A 17,411-nucleotide genomic window follows, 5' to 3' on the forward strand; every position below is an offset into this window, starting at 1 on the left:
CGCTGCGATGCCTGGTTGGCAGTGCATTAGCCCCCCCAATCGCATCAGCGCAGAGAGAGGGGAAAGTAGGAAGGCCGGATCGCCGCAATGGATCCGGATGTTTTCGTGTCACACCGCGTGGAGTTCTTGCCCGGTCTTTGGATCGATAGAAATCCGCCGCAGCCGATCAATCTTTGGGAGAGGATGATTGAAATGAACCGCATGCCACCCGCACGCAACCGCAGCACGCTGTCCGCCGGCATCGCCATCGCCTTGTTCGCGAGCGCCGCCTCCACCACCGCGTTCGCCCAGCAGGCCGACAGCACCCCGGCGCCCTCGGGCCAGGCCGAATTGCAGGCCAAGGACCTGGACGCGGTGATGGTGACCGGCTACCGCTACGCGATCGAGAAGAGCCTGGAGCAGAAGCGCAACGCCAACGCCGTGGTCGATGTGATCACCGCCGAGGACGTCGGCAAGTTCCCCGACAAGAACGTGGCCGATGCGCTGCAGCGTGTGCCCGGCGTGGTCATCAGCCGCGACGGCGGCGAGGGCAAGAACGTCAGCGTGCGCGGCCTGTCCTCGGAGCTGGTGCTGACCGAATTGAACGGCAACTACATCGCTACCGCCGAATCCAATGGCGACCCCACGCGCTCGTTCAACTACACGCTGCTGCCGTCCAACCTGCTCGGCAGCGCGGAGCTGTACAAGACGCCGGAGGCGCGCATCGACGAAGGCGGCATCGGCGGCACGGTGATCCTGCAGACGCGGCGCCCGCTGGAGCTGGAGCCCAATTCCGGCTTCCTCTCCGCCGAGGGCGTGTGGTCGGATACCAGCAAGAAGACCGACGGCCAGTTCTCCGGCTCGTACTCGTGGCACGACCAGGACAACCGCTTCGGCGTGTTCGTCGGCTACACGCAGCAGAAGCGCACCGCACGCACGCTGGACGCCAGCACCGAGAGCTGGCAGTGGTATGGCCGCGACGAGGGCGGCCCGGCGGTCGACGTGAACGGCAATCCGTCGGACTTCAACGCCAACTGGTGGGGCGGCACCGGCTTCTGGGACCAGAACGGCAGGTACTACACCCGCTTCATGATGCCGACGGCGGTCAGCTTCGACGTCAAGCAAGAGGAGCGCGAGCGCAAGGGTGGCCAGCTGACCTTCCAGTTCAAGCCCACCGACGACCTGACCCTGACCGCGAACTACTTCCGCTTCGATCTGTCGCAGGACTCGCAGACCAACACCGTCAAGATCCCCGAGTGGAACATCGCGCGCTATTACGGCGACGGCAACTGGCGCGGCGGCCGCCTGCTCGACGGGCTGCAGCTCGACCCCAGCGGCACCATCGTCACCGGCGCCGCCTACAGCCTGCATCCGGGCAAGGCCTACTACTGCAGCGAGGCCGAGGCCGCCGCGGCCGGCCTGCCGCCGGGTGGCTGGGGCTCGGACGACTGCACGGTGCCGACGCCGCAGATCACCGGCAGCTACAACATCGAGAAGTCGCTGTCGCAGACGGTGGACCTGGGCGGCGAATGGCGCGGCGAGAAGGTGGACGTGTCGTTCAAGGCCGGCCGGACCTGGGCCAAGGGCGGGCCGGAACTGCAGTTCTCGCTGCCGATCAAGCCGCGCCGGCAGAACGCCGACGGCAGCTGGAGCAACGGCAACTTCGCCAGCGCCTGGGACCTGACCGGCACGCCGTCGATGACCTTCTCGCCGGAGCTGATGCAGAACCTGCGCGACGGCATCCTGCAGGTGGATCTGGGCTCGACCGGCTCGTCCTGGACCCGCAACACCAACCAGCAGAAGTACGCGCAGATCGATACCACCTGGCACATCGACGGCAACTTCTTCGACTCGCTGCAGTTCGGCCTCAAGCGCCGCGACGGCGGCATCCACCGCAATACCGGCAACAACTACTGGGTGTGTCCGGGCACCGATCCGGGCGATTACAACAACCGCTACTGGAACGGGCGCTGCAATGCCCTGGCCACGCAGTTCTCGCCGGATCTGCTGTCCCCGCTGGACAACCTGGCCGGCGGGGTCAGGTCCAACGCGTTCCCGGCGATCAACTTCCCGGGTTACATCGGCTACTTGAAAAACACCTACGGCGCGATGCAGACCCGCAACGAAGACAACTTCGTCTACAACGTCGACGAGAAGATCTACTCGACCTACCTGCAGCTCAACTTCCACACCGAGCGCCTGCGCGGCAATGTCGGCGTGCGCGTGGCGCGTACCGGCCAGCATGCCGATTCCACCGACAAGGTGACCGCCTACAACGACTACTTCTTCGACGGCGCCGACGGCAATCCGCTGGCCTGCCAGCAGGGCGCCGCCATGCCCGTCGGCGCCCCGGCCGACACCTACTGCGGCACCGAAGGCTACTGGCGCCTGTCGGACACCGAGCAGCGCAACGAATCCTTCGTGGTCAGTGGCCTGGACCGCAACTACACCGACGTGCTGCCTAGCTTCAATGTGGCCTATGACCTGAGCGAGAACCTGCTGCTGCGCGCGGCGGCCTCGAAGGTGATCGCGCGGCCCAGCTACAACGACATCGCCGCGCCCGGCAGCCTGGAGTACTACAGCCCCGAGTACGTGGCCGACAGGCGCCTGACCGGCGGTGCCAGCGAGCAGGGCTGGTACGGCTCGGGCAGCAACAAGAACCTGGAGCCGTACAAGGCCACCCAGTTCGACCTGGGGCTGGAGTGGTATTTCCAGCCGGGTTCGGTGGCGGGAGTGGGACTGTTCCGCAAGAACGTGCAGAACTTCGCGGTCGATGTGATCAGCGACGTGAACATGATGATCGATGGGCAGACGGTCACCGTGCAGAACTACAGCACCCAGGCCGGCGGCCAGGATGCGGTGTCGCAGGGCGTGGAGTTGTACGCGCAGCACACGCTGCCGTTCGGCCTGGGTGTGCAGTTCAACTACACCTACAACGACGCCAGCAAGGCGGCGGTGCGGCTGGAAGACGGCACCGAGGTCGGCAAGACCTCGATGCCCGGCAGCGCCAGGAACCAGACCAACCTCACCGTGTTCTACGAGACCGACCGCCTGCTGTTGCGCGCCTCGTACAACCGCCGCGGCGAACTGGTGCAGGGCCTGGTCAACGGGCTGAACATCTACGAGGAGCCGTACTACCAGATCGATCTGAACGCGGCGTACAACATCACCCCGGCGCTCAGCCTCACCGCGTCGGTGCTGAACCTGACCAGGCAGGAGTCGCGGCAGCACCTGGGCAACGACACCCGGGCGCGCTTCTACACCGGCGGCTACGCCGGGCGGCTGGCGTACCTGGGGCTGACCTACAAGTTCTAGGCTCCACTGTGTCGCGCCCATGCCTGCCGTGCGGCGGACGGCATGGGCGCGACGGTCCGGCGACGGCCGGACCGCTGTTTCTGCCGTCCACGACCGCTCCGTCGCGCCTGCCGCGGTCGTTCACCACAGGATCCCATTGCATGACGTCTTCCCCACTGCCTTCCCTGCTGCGCACGCTCGCCCTGTCCCTGTTGCTGACCGCGCCTGCGCTGGCCGCCGCGCCGCGGCCCAGCGCCGAGGTCAACACCTTCATCGGCAGCAAGGACGACGGCAACACTTTCCCCGGCGCGTCGGCGCCGTTCGGCATGATCCAGGTCAGCCCGATCGGCGCGCACTACGCGGGCTGGCGCTACGACGATCCGCAGATCCGCGGCTTCGGCCATTCCTTCCTGTCCGGCGCCGGTTGCTGGGAGCAGGGCGGGCAGGTTTCGGTGTTGCCGGTCACCGGCCGCATCGGCCCCGGCGGCGATTTCGATACGCGCGACCCGAAGGCGTTCGACCATACCCGCTACGGCGCGCGCTACCAGCACGAGGGCGAACGCGGCCAGGCCGGCTACTACAAGGTGCGGTTGACCGATTACGGCGGCATCGACGCCGAAGCCACCGCGCTGACCCGCGCGGCGGCCGAGCGCTACACGTTTTCCGCCCCGGGCGACGGCCATGTGCTGGTCAATATCGGCCAGGCCAACGCTCGCCACGTGGTCACCGGCAGCACGCTGAGCGTGGTCGGCGACCGCGTGGTGGAAGGCAAACTGGTGACCCAGAGCTTCTGCGGCGGCCACCAGTACACCACCTGGTTCCGCCTGGAGTTCGACCGCCCGTTCAAGGCCTTCGGCACCTGGGGCGAGGCCGGCGGCGTGCCGGGATCGCGCCATGGCATGGAGGGCGAGGGCAAGCCCAGCGGCGCGTGGCTGACCTTCGACTTGAGCAAGGGCCGTGCGGTCACCGCCATCTCGGCGATCTCGCATGTGGACGCCGAGGGCGCGCGCAACAACCTGCGCAGCGAGGGCATGGCCAACGGCCGCCTGCTCGGCTTCGACGCCATGCGCGCCCGCGCGCAGCAGGCCTGGGACAGGGAACTGGCCAGCGTGCGCGTGCACGGCGGCAACGGCGACGAGCGCACGGTGTTCTACACCGCGCTGTACCACGCGCTGCTGCAGCCGCTGACCGGCAGCGACGCCGATGGCCGCTACCGTGGCTACGACGACCTGATCCACCGTGCCGACGGCTGGACGTACCACGAGTATTTCTCGCTGTGGGACACCTATCGCTCGCAGAACCAGTTGCTGGCGCTGTTGCGGCCGCAGCGCGCCGCCGACATCGGCCGTTCGATCCTGGCGATCAACGCGCAGGGCGGCTGGCTGCCGCGCTGGGGCTATGCCAACTTCGAGAGCAACGTGATGACCGGCGATCCGGTCACGCCGTTCCTGGTCGACCTGTGGCGCTTCGGCGCGCTGCAGGGGCGCGAGGCCGAGGCCTATGCCGCGCTGCGCCGCAATGCGTTCGAGATGCCACCGTTGAACTCGCGGCTCGCCGGCCGTTCCGGCAACGCCAACTACCTGGCGCAGGGCTTCGTGCAATACGACCGTGCGTTCCCGTCCAAGGGCATGGATGTCGACCCGCACCACGGCGGCTCGGCGACGCTGGAGTACGCGCTGGCCGACTGCGCGCTGTCGACCATGGCCGGCGCGCTGGGCCATGCCGAGGACGCGGCGGTACTGAACCGTCGCGGGCGCAACTGGCGGACGGTGTGGGATCCGTCGGTGCGCGATACGCAAACCGGCTTCACCGGTTTCCCGCGGCCGCGCACCGAGGACGGTGCGTGGTACACGCCGTCCGATGGCCATTACGACCCGCGCTCGCAGCATGGCTTCCACGAAGGCACGGCCTGGCAGTACCAGTGGCTGGCGCAGCAGGACGTGCCGGGCCTGGTGGAGGCGATGCACGGGCCCGAGCAGACCGCGCGGCGCCTGGACGCCTTCTTCGCCTACGACGCGCTGCTGGCCGACCCGGCCGGCGCCGCGCGCAAGGAGTGGGTGGTGGGGCCATACAGCTACTACAGCCAGTTCCGCTACAACCCCAACAACGAGCCCGACCTGCATGCGCCGTGGATGTACACGCTGATCGGCCAGCCGTGGAAGACCAGCACCGTGCTGCATGCGGCGCAGACGCTGTTCACCAACGCGCCCAACGGCGTCACCGGCAACGACGACCTGGGCACCATGTCGGCGTGGTATCTGTTCAGCGTCATGGGCCTGTATCCGGCGGTGCCCGGCACCGGACAGTTCCTGCTGCACGCGCCGCGCTTCTCGCGCATCGAACTGGACGTGGGACCCGGCCGCACGCTGCGCATCGATGCGCCGCAGGCCGGCGACGGCAAGCTGCGCTACGTCGCTGGCGTGTCGCTGGATGGCCGCGCGCACGCGCCGGTGTGGCTGGACTGGGCGCAACTGCGTCAGGGCGGCCGCCTGCGTTTCGACCTGCGCGATGCGCCGCAGCCGCAGGGCTGGGGCACGCAGACGCAGGACCTGCCGGTGTCGCCGTGCGCGGCCCCGTCCACCGCTGCCAGCCTGCGCTGAGCCCGCGCCGTATCGCCGCAGGGCCGCGCAGCCGATGGTTTAGGCTGGGCGCCTAGCTCGAAAGGAATCCACCCGATGCGCCAGAAGCGTCCACCCCGTGCCGGATCCGCGGGCGGCTCCAAGGCCGCCAAGGCCGCCTCACGCAAGGCGGTACCGGCTGCGGCGGAGCAGGCCGACAAGGCCAGGAAGACCGCGCCGGCCGCCGCCGCGCGCGACCGGCAGCGCGTGGTGACCGTCACCGACATCGCCGATGCGGTCGGCGTCTCGCGCGCGACGGTCTCGCTGGTGCTGCGCGGCAGCCCGCTGGTGCACGCCGACACGCGCGCGCGGGTGGAGGCGGAGCTGAAGCGGCAGCGCTACGTCTACAACCGCGGCGCGGCCAACCTGCGCCGGCGAACTTCGACAAGCGTGGCTCTGGTGATCAACGACCTGGCCAATCCGTTCTTCGCCGAATTCGCCGCCGGCGTGGACGAGGCGCTGGGCGAGCAGGGCTATGTGACCTTGCTCGGCAGCACCGGCGAATCGCCGGCGCGGCAGCAGGCGGTGCTGGGTTCGCTGATGGAACACACGCCGGCCGGCGTGATCCTGTCGCCGGCCGAGGGCAGCGACGCCGCCGAACTGCACACGGTGCTGGACGCGCGCGCGAACGTGCTGTTGTTCAACCGCGAACTCGCCGGCGCCGACGACTGGGGCTTCCTCGGCCTGGACAACCAGCGCGGCGCGCAACTGGCCACCGAGCACCTGATCGCGCTCGGCCACCGCCGCATCGCCTTCTACGGCGGCCATGCCGATTCCAGTTCCTGCCGGCAGCGTCGCGCCGGCCACGCGCAGGCGATGCGGCAGGCCAGGCTGCCGGTCGACCCGGCCTGGCTGATCGAATCGGCACCCAATCGTCTGGAAGCGGCGGCGCGCCACGGCGAGTTGTTCGCCCACGCCGCGCCGCCCACCGCGGCTGTCTGCTACAACGACACGGTCGCGCTAGGCCTGATGCTGGGCCTGCTCGCGCGCGGCATCCGTCCCGGCCAGGACTTCGCGGTCACCGGTTTCGACGACATTCCCGAGGCCGCGGTGAGCACGCCCGCGCTGACCACGCTCGCCGCGCAGCCGCGCGCCCGCGGCCGCCAGGCGGCGCAACTGGTGCTCGCGCAACTGGACGCCGGCGCCGCGCCGCGCAGCACCATCGCGCCGGTGACGCTGTGCGTGCGGGAGAGCAGTGGCAGGGCGATCGGTTCCGCCAAGCCGTAGCGTTGCCGATACGATCAAGCGTGGGAGGCGGTGTTCGCCACCACCGCTCATTAGTTACCAGTGCGAGCGTGTCCGCGACATGGCGTGTGGGCGGTGCTTTACACCGGGCATGCGATTGCGCGTTCTGCGGCGCCACGCTCAGCGCAAGCGCATCCAATCCAGCGCCAGCAGCGTGTCGATCGCCGCTGCCGCCGCCCGCTGCGCTTCTTCCGAGTCCCCGATCGTGTGTGCGTCGTGCAGATCGGCAAGGAGCTGCCGGGCGTCCCGTCGCTGCCCGGGCTGCGTGGTCTGCAGCCGGCGCGCGGCCTGGAACACCGTCATGATGTCTTCGGCCTGGCCGGTGTTCCTGATCCGCGCGAACAGGTCTACGGCCTTGGCGATCTCGGCTTCGTAGGGCGCGTACGCCGCCGCGAACCGCGCATGTTCCTTGTCGTACTGGGGCGATGCGCGCAGCGCCATCGTCCGACCCTGCTGCTGTTCGTGCAGCCAGTTGCGATTGGCCAGATCGGTCAGGATGGGCTGGACGTCGCTCTGGCGCGGCTTGCGCCCGGCATCGCCGAGCGCCAGACCTGTCGGCACGCCCAGTTCGGTCATGGCCCGGCAGAGCATCTGGAACAGCGTGCGCCCGACCGGCCGCGCCTCCGGTCGGGCCTGCAGCCGCCGCAGCACTTCCATGAGCGCGATCCAGCCCGGCTGGGTCGCCGCCCGTTTGCCGGCGCCCTCGGCCGGCACGTGCGCGGGCCGCGACAGAAATGCGGTCTCGAGCTGCGCCAGCGGCGTGCCGTAAGGTGCATAGACCTCGATGTCGACTGGCAGGTGCGCCAGCGTTCGGTAGATCAGTGGGCCGACCGCGTCCCAGGCCAGTCCGCCGTTGCCGCAGCCCAGCGGCGGCAGGGCAAGACTGCGCACGTCCCATTCGCTCAGATGCGTGGCCAGGTGGTCCAGCCCTGCCGCGATGTCCTCGAGCCGCGATGGCGAGCGCCAATGGCGCTTGGTCGGGAAGTTGAGAATGCCGATGCCGCTGGCATCCGCATAGAGATAGGGTTCGCCGATGCGCACGCGGCCCTCCCGGCAGCGCGCGGCATAGTCCTCGAACATGGTCGGATAGCGCCGCTTGAACGCCTGCGCGATGCCCTTGCCCATGATGCCGGCGCAATTGACCGCATTCGCGTGGACGTGGGCGTGGCTGGCGAACAGGTCGCCGATACGTGCCTTGAACATGGGGCGATCCCTCGATGGAGAAATCCCCGGGCAGCGCCAATCGCGCGTCCGTACCAAGCACGGCGCGCGCCGCGTGTGCGGATGCATCGCCGATGACCTGGCCCGGGAGTCGGGCCAGGCTGCGGTTGACGACACATCAGCGCAATCTTGCAACCGGCTGGCCTGCGGCGAAGACGCGGCCGGAGCTGCAGCGGGGAACGCGCAAGCATGCGGTAGCGGCGTCTCACTTTCTGAGATCGACGGCGCGAGGCGGTGCGTGGCGAAGCAGGTCGCACGCGAGTACGGACACGCCTGTCTTCGCCGATCAAAGGCCGTGATGCCGTGGAGGTGGCTCCAGCCGCGATGGGCGCCATCGGTGATGTGATGACGCCGCTCCTACACCACCTGCACCTCCTAGCGTGATGGGAGGCTTCCTGACGCCTGGCCGGCGGGGGACGTGGCGGCCGATGCTGGCCTGGTCGTGGTGGGCGGGAGAGCGCCCAATAGCGCAGCGGCTGGCTTGTTGGGCATATATGTTTCATATACGATACATATATCCATCGCGTCGTAGCCACCATGGGCATCGTCAACATCGACGACGAATTGCATGACCAACTGCGTCGCGCCTGTACGGTGACCAGCCGTTCGATCAATGCGCAGGCCAACTTCTGGATCCGGATCGGCATGCTGTGCGAGATGCATCCGGACCTGTCCTTCCAGGATCTGGTGGCGCGCGAGTTGCGCGCGGCCGGGGTGCGGCCCCGGGCGTTGAAATCGGGACGGGCGTGATCAAGCGGCCGGACGAACTTGCGCTGATGGCCGCGTCCGGCCGGCTGCTGGCGCAGGTTTTCCATGCGCTGGACCAGGTGCCGCTGCTAGGCCGCAGCACGCTGGAACTCAACGACTTCGTCGAGCGGACGATCGTCGACGAACTGGGCGCGCGGCCGGCCAGCAAGGGCCAATACGGGTTTCCGTTCGTGCTCAATGCGTCGATCGACGACGTGGTCTGTCACGGCGTGCCGTCGGCCAAGGACGTGTTGCGCAGCGGGCAGATCGTCAACCTGGATATCACGCTGGAAAAGAACGGCTATATCGCCGATTCCAGCACGACCTATCTGGTCGGCGAGGTCGCGTATCCGGCGCGGCGGTTGGTGCGCGCGACCTACGAGGCGATGTGGAAGGGCATCGCGGCGGTGCGCCCGGGCGCGCGGCTGGGCGACATCGGCCACGCCATCGCCCGCCATGCGCGCGAGCATGGCTACAGCGTGGTGAAGGAGTACTGCGGGCACGGCATCGGTCGCGAGATGCACGAGGATCCGCAGATCCTGCACTACGGCCACGCCGGCACCGGGTTGGAACTGCAGGAAGGCATGGTGTTCACCATCGAACCCATGCTCAATCAGGGTCGCGCGGCGATCCGCGCGCTGCCGGATCAATGGCCGGTGCACACGCGCGACGGCAAGCTGTCGGCACAGTTCGAACACACGGTGGCGGTGACGCGCACGGGGGCGCAGGTGCTGACCCTGCGGCCCGGGGAGACGCCGCTGTGTCGGGTCGGGTGAGCCGACCCGCGCCGCCTCGCTACACCGCGTCGGCAAAGTCGAACGCCTGCCCGGGCTCGGCGGCGACGAATCCGGCCGCTGCGATGCCCGCCAGGCGCAGCGCGGCGGACAGCGCCTCGCGCGGCTCTTCGCGGCCTTCGTCGGTGAGCTGGAAGGTGCCCCAGTGGATGCCCAGCGCGTGCCGCGCGCCGGTGTCCTGGAAGATCCGCACCGCTTCGGTGGGATCGATGTGTTGCGGCGCCATGAACCAGCGCGGCGCGTAGGCGCCGATCGGGATCAAGGCCACGTCGGGCGCGCCGTGGCGCTCGCGGATCTCGCGGAAGATGGCGCCATCGCCGTAGCCGGTGTCCCCGGCGAACCACACCGACCCCCGCGGCGTCTCGATGAAGAAGCCGGACCACAACGCCATCCTGCGGTCGGCGATGCCGCGGCTGGACCAATGGTTGGCGCGGGTCAGCGTCGCCGTCGCGGTCTCGCCGATCGGCAGCCGTTCGTGCCAGTCGCCGATCGCGATGCGCGCCTCGGGAACGCGCTTGCGCAGCAGGATGTCGTTGCCCAGCGGCATCACGAACAGGGGGCGGTGCGCGTCGTGCAGCTGGCGCAGGGTCGCCAGGTCGAAGTGGTCGTAGTGGTTGTGGCTCAGCAGGACCGCATCGATCCTGGGCAGGTCGGCGAAGCGGATGCCCGGCGCGGTCACCCGTTTCGGGCCGGCGATGCGCGAGGGACTCGCGCGCTGCGACCAGACCGGGTCGGTGAGCAGGTTGAGGCCGGCGGCCTGGATCAGCAGCGTGGCGTGGCCGACCATGGTGATGCGCAGGCCCTCGTGCCGCGGTGCGGGCACGGCGGGCGTCACCGGCACCTGCGTTGGCCAGCGCACGGCACCCCTGGCGGCTTTCCAGCGCAGGACCTTGCTCAGCGCGTTGTCGATGGTGGGCTGGCCGGGGTTGAAGAAGCGCACGCCATCGAAATGGTCGCTGACGGGGCCGCGGTAGTAGGGGTTGGCCATTGAGGCACGATCCAGGCGATGCAGGGTGAGGGGAGGGAAAGCGTACGCGTCGACGCCGTAGGCGCGCGTTCGCGCCTGCCTCAGTTGCCGCCTCCGCCGGCGTCCAGGCCGTGCAGTAGCAGGCGCCCATGTTGCTGGGCGAGCGCGTGGAGGTCCGGTGCGTGCGTGCTGTCGCTACCGAACACCTCATGGAACAGCATCGCCATCAGCATCGGGCCCATGATCGAGAGGACGTAGAGCTTGGGGTCGCCGGGCGGGGCCATGCCGCGTGCCTGGGCGCGCGCGACGATGCCGGCGACGCTGGACATCACCCGGTCGATCGCTTCGGCATGCCAGATGCGCGCCAGTTCCGGAAAGGCGCGGCTCTCGCCGATCACCATGCGCAGGATCGCCGGCAGGCGGCGGTCGCCCATGCCGTCGGCGGCGCGCGTCAGCAGCAGGGGGGCGAGGTCGGCCAGGCCGCCGTCGAAGCCGGCCGCGGCCTGTTCGATCGGTGCCAGGCTGGTCAGCAGGCCGTGGCGCACGACCGCGGCGAACAGATCCTGTTTGTTGTCGAAGTACAGGTACAGCGTGCCCTTGGCGATGCCGGCGCGCTTGGCGACGTCGGCTAGCTTGGTCTCGGCGAATCCCTTCTCGGCGAATGCGTCCAGTGCGGCGCTCAGGATCTCCGCGGGGCGGTCGTCCTTGCGCCGTTTCCAGCGGGGTTCGGCTTGGGTCATGCAATCAGGCTCGGTGCGCGGCGTATCCGTGGTCGACACGATACGCATCCAGCGCGGCCGGCGATGCGTCGGGCGTGGCGAAGGCGACGTAGCCGTCGGGACGGACCAGGTAGGCCGCGTCCTGCGCGAAGCCGGCGCGACGGTGTTCCGGCCGCCAGGCGAACACCCGCAAGGCGATGGCGCGCGCCTCGCACCAGGCCCGCAGCGCGGGCGGCGCGGCGCCGTAGACGTGCAGTTGCCAGCCGATTTGCGGCAACGGTGCGTAGTTGTCGGCGTCGCCGGCCTGCACCCACGGCAGGCGATCGCCGCCTGCCACGTCGCCGGCCTGGCCGGCGCTCAGCGGGCCGTCGCGGTAGTGCAGCATCGTCTGCGAGACGGTGCGGAACATCAGCTCGCTGACGTTGCGGCTGCGGTAGGCGAGACCGGCCAGGGCGGGGGCGACGTAGGTGCGCAGGAAGCTGGCGATGCCGCCTTCGGCGGTGACCAGGGTGAAGGCGCGGTCGGTGGTGTTGACCAGGGTGCGGGCGAAGGCCTGGCGTTCGGCGGCGTAGCTGTCCAGCACGACGTCGTGCGCGCGGCCCTGCAGCACGTCGGCGAGCTTCCACGACAGGTTGATGGCGTCGAGGATGCCGGTGTTCATGCCCTGGCCGCCGACCGGGCTGTGCACGTGCGCGGCATCGCCGAGCAGGAAGCTGCGGCCATGGCGGAACGTCGCGGCGACGCGATGATGCACGCGATAGGTGGAGAACCAGTGGATCTGCTCGACGTGCACGCCGAGGTTGGCGATCGCTTCTGCGCTGACGTCGGCGAAGGTCAGCTGTTCGGCGCGGTCGGCGCGCGCGTCGCGCGCGTCGCGCACGGTGCCGATGAGCCGGTAGTTGCCGGCGGCGCTGTAGGCCAGCACCAGGATGAAGTCGCCGTCCTCGCCCAGCGCGACATGCGCTTCGTCGGTCGACGGCAGGCCGCCGAGCACGACGTCGGCGACGTAGAACACCTGCCGGTAGGTGCCGCCTTCGAAGTCGATGCCGAGCCGATGGCGGACCGGCGAGCGCGCGCCGTCGCAGGCGGCCAGATAGCCGGCGTCGGCGTCCTGCTCGCGGCCGTCGGGCAGGCGCAGGCGCGCGCGGACGCGATCGCCGTGGTCCTCGGAGGCGAGCAGTTCCGTCTCGCGCTCGACCGCCACGCCCAGCGCGGCCAGCTCTTCGATCAGCAGGCGCTCGTGCCGGTCCTGCGGATACACCAGCACGAACGGGTAGGGCGACAGGCCCGTGGCCGAGTCCTGCAGCGCGATGCGCGCGCGGCGCTTGCCGCGCGCCCACAGGTTCATCGCCGGGGTGCGATGACCGGCGGCGACGACCGCCTCGGCGATGCCCACCTGCCGGTACAACTCCAGGGTGCGCGCCTGCACTGCCATGGCGCGCGAGGTCTCGCCCGGGCCGGCGCTCTTGTCGATCAGGCGCACGCGCACGCCCTGCCGGACCAGCCACAACGCCAGGGTGAGCCCGGTGGGACCCGCGCCTGCGATCAGAACGTCGGTCATGTCGCACCCCGATTAAATGACTTATGGGTCATTTAATCGGGGTGGCGCCTTGCCGTCAAGCGATGCTCCCTGGCGGACGGGTCGCCAACTGTGGCGTTGCCATGGCCGAAGGCGAGCCGTCGCGGGAGGTGTGCGCGCCTAGCGCCGCGACAGAAACGGCAGCAGCTCCGCCAGCACCTCCTGCGCCGATTGCTCCGGCTGCAGGTGCCCGCCGGGGATCGCCCTGCCGCTGACGTCGCTGGCCCAGCGGCGCCACAGCGCGAGCGGGGAGGGCACCGCAGCCTGCGCTTGCGGCCACAGCACCAGCACCGGGCAGTGCAGGGCGATGCCCGCGGCCCGGTCCGCGGCGTCGTGTTCCAGGTCGTCGCATGATCGCGACCGGGTTCAGCCTGGCCGAGATCCGTGCCTTTCCCGATTGCATGCGCATGATCGAGGGCGCCAGCGCGTGTCCGCAGACCAGCCCGACGCAGCGCAAGCGCCTGGCCTCCATCGAGCGCCAGATCGCCGACCTGGAGCGGCGCCGCGCGCGTCTGCTCAAGACGCTGGCCGAAGGCGTCGTCCCGCCGCTGGACTAGGTCTGCCGGCGCGGCCGGGATGCGTGACTGCGTCCAGCGTGGGCCCGGTGCGGCGCGACCGTGTCGGCACGGTCGCGCCGCAGTTGCGCGTGCGCGCCGCGCCGAGGTGGCCCCTCGCGACGGATGCAGGCGTCAGCCGCGCCGCGCGGCCTCGATCGCGGCGATGTCGATCCTGGTCATCTCCATCATCGCCGCGAACGCGCGCTTGGCCGCGACCGGATCCGGATCCGCGATCGCCTCGGTCAACGCGCGCGGCGTGATCTGCCAGGACACGCCCCACTTGTCCTTGCACCAGCCGCAGGCGCTTTCCTGGCCGCCGTTGCCGACGATCGCGTTCCACAGGCGGTCGGTCTCGGCCTGATCCTCGGTGGCCACCTGGAACGAGAACGCCTCGCTGTGGCGGAACGCCGGGCCGCCGTTGAGGCCGAGGCAGGGGAGGCCGAGGACGTTGAATTCGACCGTCAGCACGTCGCCCTGCTTGCCGGCCGGATAGTCGCCGGGTGCATGGTGCACGGCGGTCACCGCGCTGTCGGAAAAGGTCGCGGCGTAGAAGGTGGCGGCCTCCAGCGCAGTGCCGTCGAACCAGAGGCAAACGGTGTTCTTGCTGATCATCTCGACACTCCTGCGTGGACGCGGATTGGACGCGGATGGCGCAGTGGACGGCATCGCCGCTGCGTGGTCTGGGAACCGTGGAGACGCGTGCGATGCGCCGCGCGGAATGCTGCCGGCGCCGACCTGTCGCCCATGGATTCTAAGCGCGTGGAGCGCGGCCGCGCGTCGAGCCGCGAGGCGTGCAGCGCAGCGCGCTGACGCATTCAGGCCGCCGCGCCCAACGTCGATCCGCACGTCGGGCTAGCAAGCCCTTCACCTGCGATGTGGTGTTTTAGAGGCCGCACAATCATACGGAGTTCCGCATGGACACCACGCTGATGCCCTGGGTCGCCGGGCTATTTCTCCTGTTCGTCGGATCGGCCTTCTACCTGGTCACCCGGGCGAAGAAGAACCGCAATCGCCCGGCCAAGGACGCCGCAGCGACAAAGGGCGGCGACGACCCGTCGATGAAGCCATAGCCCGGTACGCCGGTGCTGGATGGGGGAGCGCCATCGGCATGGGCATCAGCGTGGCGTGAGCGCGCCGTCGCGCTTCGATGGCCGTTCCCTGCGTGCCGACTGCCTCCATGTCATTTCGGCGTGCCCAGTCCGCCGATGTTGACCATCACCCGCAGGCCGATCACCAGCGCATCGTCCGGCGCGCGGCGCGCGGCGGGATTGCCCAGGATGTCGGGGTGGACGATGTACTGCACGTTGGGGACCACGGACAGCGGGAGCTGGCCGACGCGGTAGCTGTAGTTGAGTTCGAACATGGTCTCGTTGCGCGAGATGTCCGGCGCGGCGCCGTGTCTGCGCAGCAGGTCGTTCATGTAGCCCTGCTGGTCGGCGCTGAAGCGGTAGTAGTTCGCCATGAGGCCGAGCCCGTCGGCCGGGCGCGAGGCGAACGGCCCGCTGTAGTACAGGCCGACGGTGGCCTGCAGGTCGTACACCTGGCGCGCATCCAGCGGCGCGGCGATGTTGCCGAAGGCGACCAGCATGCGCTTGCCGTGCATGCCCTGTGGCCGGTACAGCGCGCGCTCGCCCATGGCATAGGCGCCCCAGCGGCCGCCGTCGTACATGCGCGCCTGCCCACCGACCAGGCCGCGCAATCCGCCGCTGCGGTTGTAGCGCAGGTCGCCGTAGTCGGCCGAGTTGTACCAGACGCCGGCGACATAGCGCGGCGCGCCGTGGCCCAGCGCCGGATCGGGCTCGTAGCCGACCTCCAGGGTGCCGAGCACGCCGCTGCTGTCGGCGGTGCTCCAATCGAAGCCATTGTTGTTCTTGCGTTGCGGATTGAGTTCGAACGCGCCCACCGAAACATAGGACGCGCCCGGTTTGTAGCGCAGCTTCGCGCCCCAGTTGACGTAGGGAAAGCCGACAAAGCCGCCATCGGCCTGGCTCAGCTGGAACGGGCAATCCGATGCGCCGACGAAGCGGCAACCGTAGCGGCTGCGCGCGAATTGCCAGGTGGTGTTCATGCGTCCGGCGACGAGCTGCCAACGGCCATCGGCGAACGCTTGCTCCCAGGTCAGCTGCGCCAGTTGCGCCTGTTGCTGCGGGTACCAGTAGCCTTGCACTTTGACGCCATTGCCGATCTGGCGCTGCGACAGGCTGTCGCCGTAGTACCAGGCGCCGGTCGCGTGCACGGTGGCGCCGGGAATGCCGAACAGGCGCTCCAGATCCAGGTCGGTGCCGGCGACCACGCCGCCGGCATTGCGATCGCCGCGCGACAGGCCGCCGTCGACGTTGCGCGCGTAGTCGTTGGACCAGACGAAGCGCGGCGCGATGCCGTGCTCGTCCAGCCAGCCATCGCGGTCGGCGGCCGTGGCGGTGGCGGGCAGGGTGGCGGCCGCCAGCAACGAGACGAAAGGCAGGATTCGGGACATGGGACGCTCCACGGACGAGGCGATGCACGCGCTGGGCGCGCAGCAGGTGCGCGGCGTCGCGGTGCGCGAAGGGAGACACCGGCCGATCGTGGCGCCGCAGGGCGGCGTCGCGCCCGTTGGCGACGGGCACGGCCTGTGTGCGGATCCGTGGGGCCGGAAAAAACGCGGTGACGAACGCGGCGCCTGGCGCCGGTGCGCATGCCGTCGCCGCAGCGGATGGGCCGCGCACCTGCGCGGCCCATCGCACGGAAGGACGCCCGTCGGGTCAGGCCACCTTGCCGAGGCCGGCGGCGGCCATCGCGTCGGCGATTTCCTTGTCGGCGCCTTCGGCCAGCGGCAGCAGCGGCGAACGCACCGTGGCGTGATCGAGCAGGCCGCGCGCGGCCAGCGCCCACTTCAGCGCGACCGAGCCTTCCATGTGCGAGCCGCGGTGGTAGACGCTCTTGGTCACCGGCAGCAGGCGGTCGTGCAGTTCGCGCGCCTTGGCGTAGTCCTTGGCCTTGCCGGCATTGATCATCTCGATCAGCGGCTCCGGCGCGATGCAGCCGTAGCCGACCAGCGCGCCGTCCATGTCGAACATGGTGTGCAGCAGGTACTCGTCGTGGCAGGTCAGCACCGGCACGTTCGGACGCTCCTTGCGGAACACCGGGATCTCGGTGTCCCAGCGCTTCATGTTGCGCACGCCGTTCTTCATCGCGATCACGCCTGGCAGCGCGGCGATCTCCAGCAGCGTCTCCAGGTTGTAGGTGGCCTTGGTCACGTCGGGGTACTGGAACAGGATCATCGGCAGGCCGCTGGCCTCGTGGATGGCCTTGTAGCGGTCCTGCGGCGCGCCCTTCTGGTAGCCGAAGCGCAGCCAGCCGTGCGAGGGATAGATCAGGCCCGCCGAGGCGCCGGCGGCGACCGCGCGCTTGGCTTCGTCGGCGGCCACCCGGGTGCCTTCCAGGGTGATGCCGGCGATGATCGGAATGCGCGCGTCGACGGCGTCGCGGAACGCCTCGATCACCTTGGCCTGCTCGTCGCGCTCCAGGAAGGTGCCTTCGCCGGCGTGGCCGAGCACGGTCAGGCCCTTGACGCCGTCGATGCTGCCCAGCCACTTGCCGATGCGCTTGATCGCGGAATAGTCCACGGCGCCGTCGCGGGTGAACGGGGTGACGGGCGCGGGAACCAGGCCTTTCAGGTCGATGTTGCTCATGCTGTTTTCCTCTTCTTCGG

General features: G+C 69.4%; 14 protein-coding genes and 1 pseudogene. 7 read left to right on the forward strand and 8 right to left on the reverse strand.

Annotated features, from left to right (window positions below):
* The first annotated feature begins 192 nt into the window (after positions 1 to 192).
* From AB3X07_RS03555 to AB3X07_RS03565, 3 genes are all read left to right on the forward strand, one after another.
* Positions 193 to 3,294 carry a TonB-dependent receptor gene (locus tag AB3X07_RS03555; RefSeq protein WP_369942808.1) on the forward strand — a complete coding sequence of 1,034 codons (3,102 nt, stop codon included), beginning with the start codon at positions 193 to 195 and terminating at the stop codon, positions 3,292 to 3,294.
* A 140-nt stretch (positions 3,295 to 3,434) separates the two neighbouring features.
* Complete coding sequence (locus AB3X07_RS03560) at positions 3,435 to 5,873, forward strand: GH92 family glycosyl hydrolase (protein WP_369942810.1); 2,439 nt, start codon at positions 3,435 to 3,437, stop codon at positions 5,871 to 5,873.
* A 75-nt stretch (positions 5,874 to 5,948) separates the two neighbouring features.
* Entirely contained in the window at positions 5,949 to 7,118 is a 1,170-nt protein-coding gene (locus AB3X07_RS03565) for a LacI family DNA-binding transcriptional regulator (protein ID WP_369942812.1), read from the forward strand.
* A 138-nt stretch (positions 7,119 to 7,256) separates the two neighbouring features.
* On the opposite strand, the gene AB3X07_RS03570 is transcribed toward AB3X07_RS03565, so the two are convergent.
* Positions 7,257 to 8,339 (reverse strand): macro domain-containing protein, encoded by a 1,083-nt coding sequence (locus AB3X07_RS03570; protein WP_369942814.1) that lies wholly within the window; start codon positions 8,337 to 8,339, stop codon positions 7,257 to 7,259.
* 555 nt (positions 8,340 to 8,894) lie between these two features.
* Between AB3X07_RS03570 and AB3X07_RS03575 the strand changes: the two genes are divergently transcribed.
* Together AB3X07_RS03575 and map are read left to right on the forward strand one after the other, a co-directional pair.
* Complete coding sequence (locus AB3X07_RS03575) at positions 8,895 to 9,107, forward strand: ParD-like family protein (RefSeq protein ID WP_369942816.1); 213 nt, start codon at positions 8,895 to 8,897, stop codon at positions 9,105 to 9,107.
* Positions 9,104 to 9,880, forward strand: coding sequence for a type I methionyl aminopeptidase (gene map, locus AB3X07_RS03580; RefSeq protein ID WP_369942817.1), 777 nt, complete (start codon positions 9,104 to 9,106; stop codon positions 9,878 to 9,880). The genes AB3X07_RS03575 and map overlap by 4 nt, the downstream gene beginning before the upstream one ends.
* 19 nt (positions 9,881 to 9,899) lie before the next feature.
* On the opposite strand, the gene AB3X07_RS03585 is transcribed toward map, so the two are convergent.
* From AB3X07_RS03585 to AB3X07_RS03600, 4 genes are all read right to left on the reverse strand, one after another.
* Positions 9,900 to 10,886, reverse strand: a complete 987-nt coding sequence (locus AB3X07_RS03585) for an MBL fold metallo-hydrolase (protein WP_369942819.1) — start codon at positions 10,884 to 10,886, stop codon at positions 9,900 to 9,902.
* A gap of 80 nt (positions 10,887 to 10,966) precedes the next feature.
* On the reverse strand, positions 10,967 to 11,605 hold the full coding sequence (locus AB3X07_RS03590; protein ID WP_369942821.1) for a TetR/AcrR family transcriptional regulator: 639 nt from the start codon (positions 11,603 to 11,605) through the stop codon (positions 10,967 to 10,969).
* 4 nt (positions 11,606 to 11,609) lie between these two features.
* Complete coding sequence (locus tag AB3X07_RS03595) at positions 11,610 to 13,145, reverse strand: FAD-dependent monooxygenase (RefSeq protein ID WP_369942823.1); 1,536 nt, start codon at positions 13,143 to 13,145, stop codon at positions 11,610 to 11,612.
* Positions 13,146 to 13,283: 138 nt separating this feature from the next.
* The gene (locus AB3X07_RS03600; RefSeq protein WP_369942825.1) at positions 13,284 to 13,421 is read right to left on the reverse strand and encodes a hypothetical protein; all 138 of its coding nucleotides are present in this window, start codon (positions 13,419 to 13,421) and stop codon (positions 13,284 to 13,286) included.
* A gap of 86 nt (positions 13,422 to 13,507) precedes the next feature.
* On the opposite strand from AB3X07_RS03600, the pseudogene AB3X07_RS03605 reads away from it, so the two are divergent.
* Positions 13,508 to 13,720 (forward strand): annotated as a pseudogene (locus tag AB3X07_RS03605) (MerR family DNA-binding protein); the annotation flags it as partial.
* Between the two features lie 132 nt (positions 13,721 to 13,852).
* Here the strand turns inward: AB3X07_RS03605 and AB3X07_RS03610 are convergent.
* Positions 13,853 to 14,332, reverse strand: a complete 480-nt coding sequence (locus AB3X07_RS03610) for a VOC family protein (protein WP_369942827.1) — start codon at positions 14,330 to 14,332, stop codon at positions 13,853 to 13,855.
* Positions 14,333 to 14,634: 302 nt separating this feature from the next.
* On the opposite strand from AB3X07_RS03610, the gene AB3X07_RS03615 reads away from it, so the two are divergent.
* Positions 14,635 to 14,790 carry a hypothetical protein gene (locus AB3X07_RS03615; protein ID WP_369942829.1) on the forward strand — a complete coding sequence of 52 codons (156 nt, stop codon included), beginning with the start codon at positions 14,635 to 14,637 and terminating at the stop codon, positions 14,788 to 14,790.
* A 110-nt stretch (positions 14,791 to 14,900) separates the two neighbouring features.
* Here the strand turns inward: AB3X07_RS03615 and AB3X07_RS03620 are convergent, their stop codons facing one another.
* Entirely contained in the window at positions 14,901 to 16,196 is a 1,296-nt protein-coding gene (locus AB3X07_RS03620) for a carbohydrate porin (protein ID WP_369942831.1), read from the reverse strand.
* Between the two features lie 265 nt (positions 16,197 to 16,461).
* Positions 16,462 to 17,391, reverse strand: coding sequence for a dihydrodipicolinate synthase family protein (locus AB3X07_RS03625; protein WP_369942833.1), 930 nt, complete (start codon positions 17,389 to 17,391; stop codon positions 16,462 to 16,464).
* Positions 17,392 to 17,411: the final 20 nt, after the last annotated feature.

This window comes from Xanthomonas sp. DAR 35659, assembly GCF_041242975.1.
Taxonomy (GTDB): Bacteria; Pseudomonadota; Gammaproteobacteria; order Xanthomonadales; family Xanthomonadaceae; genus Xanthomonas_A; species Xanthomonas_A medicagonis.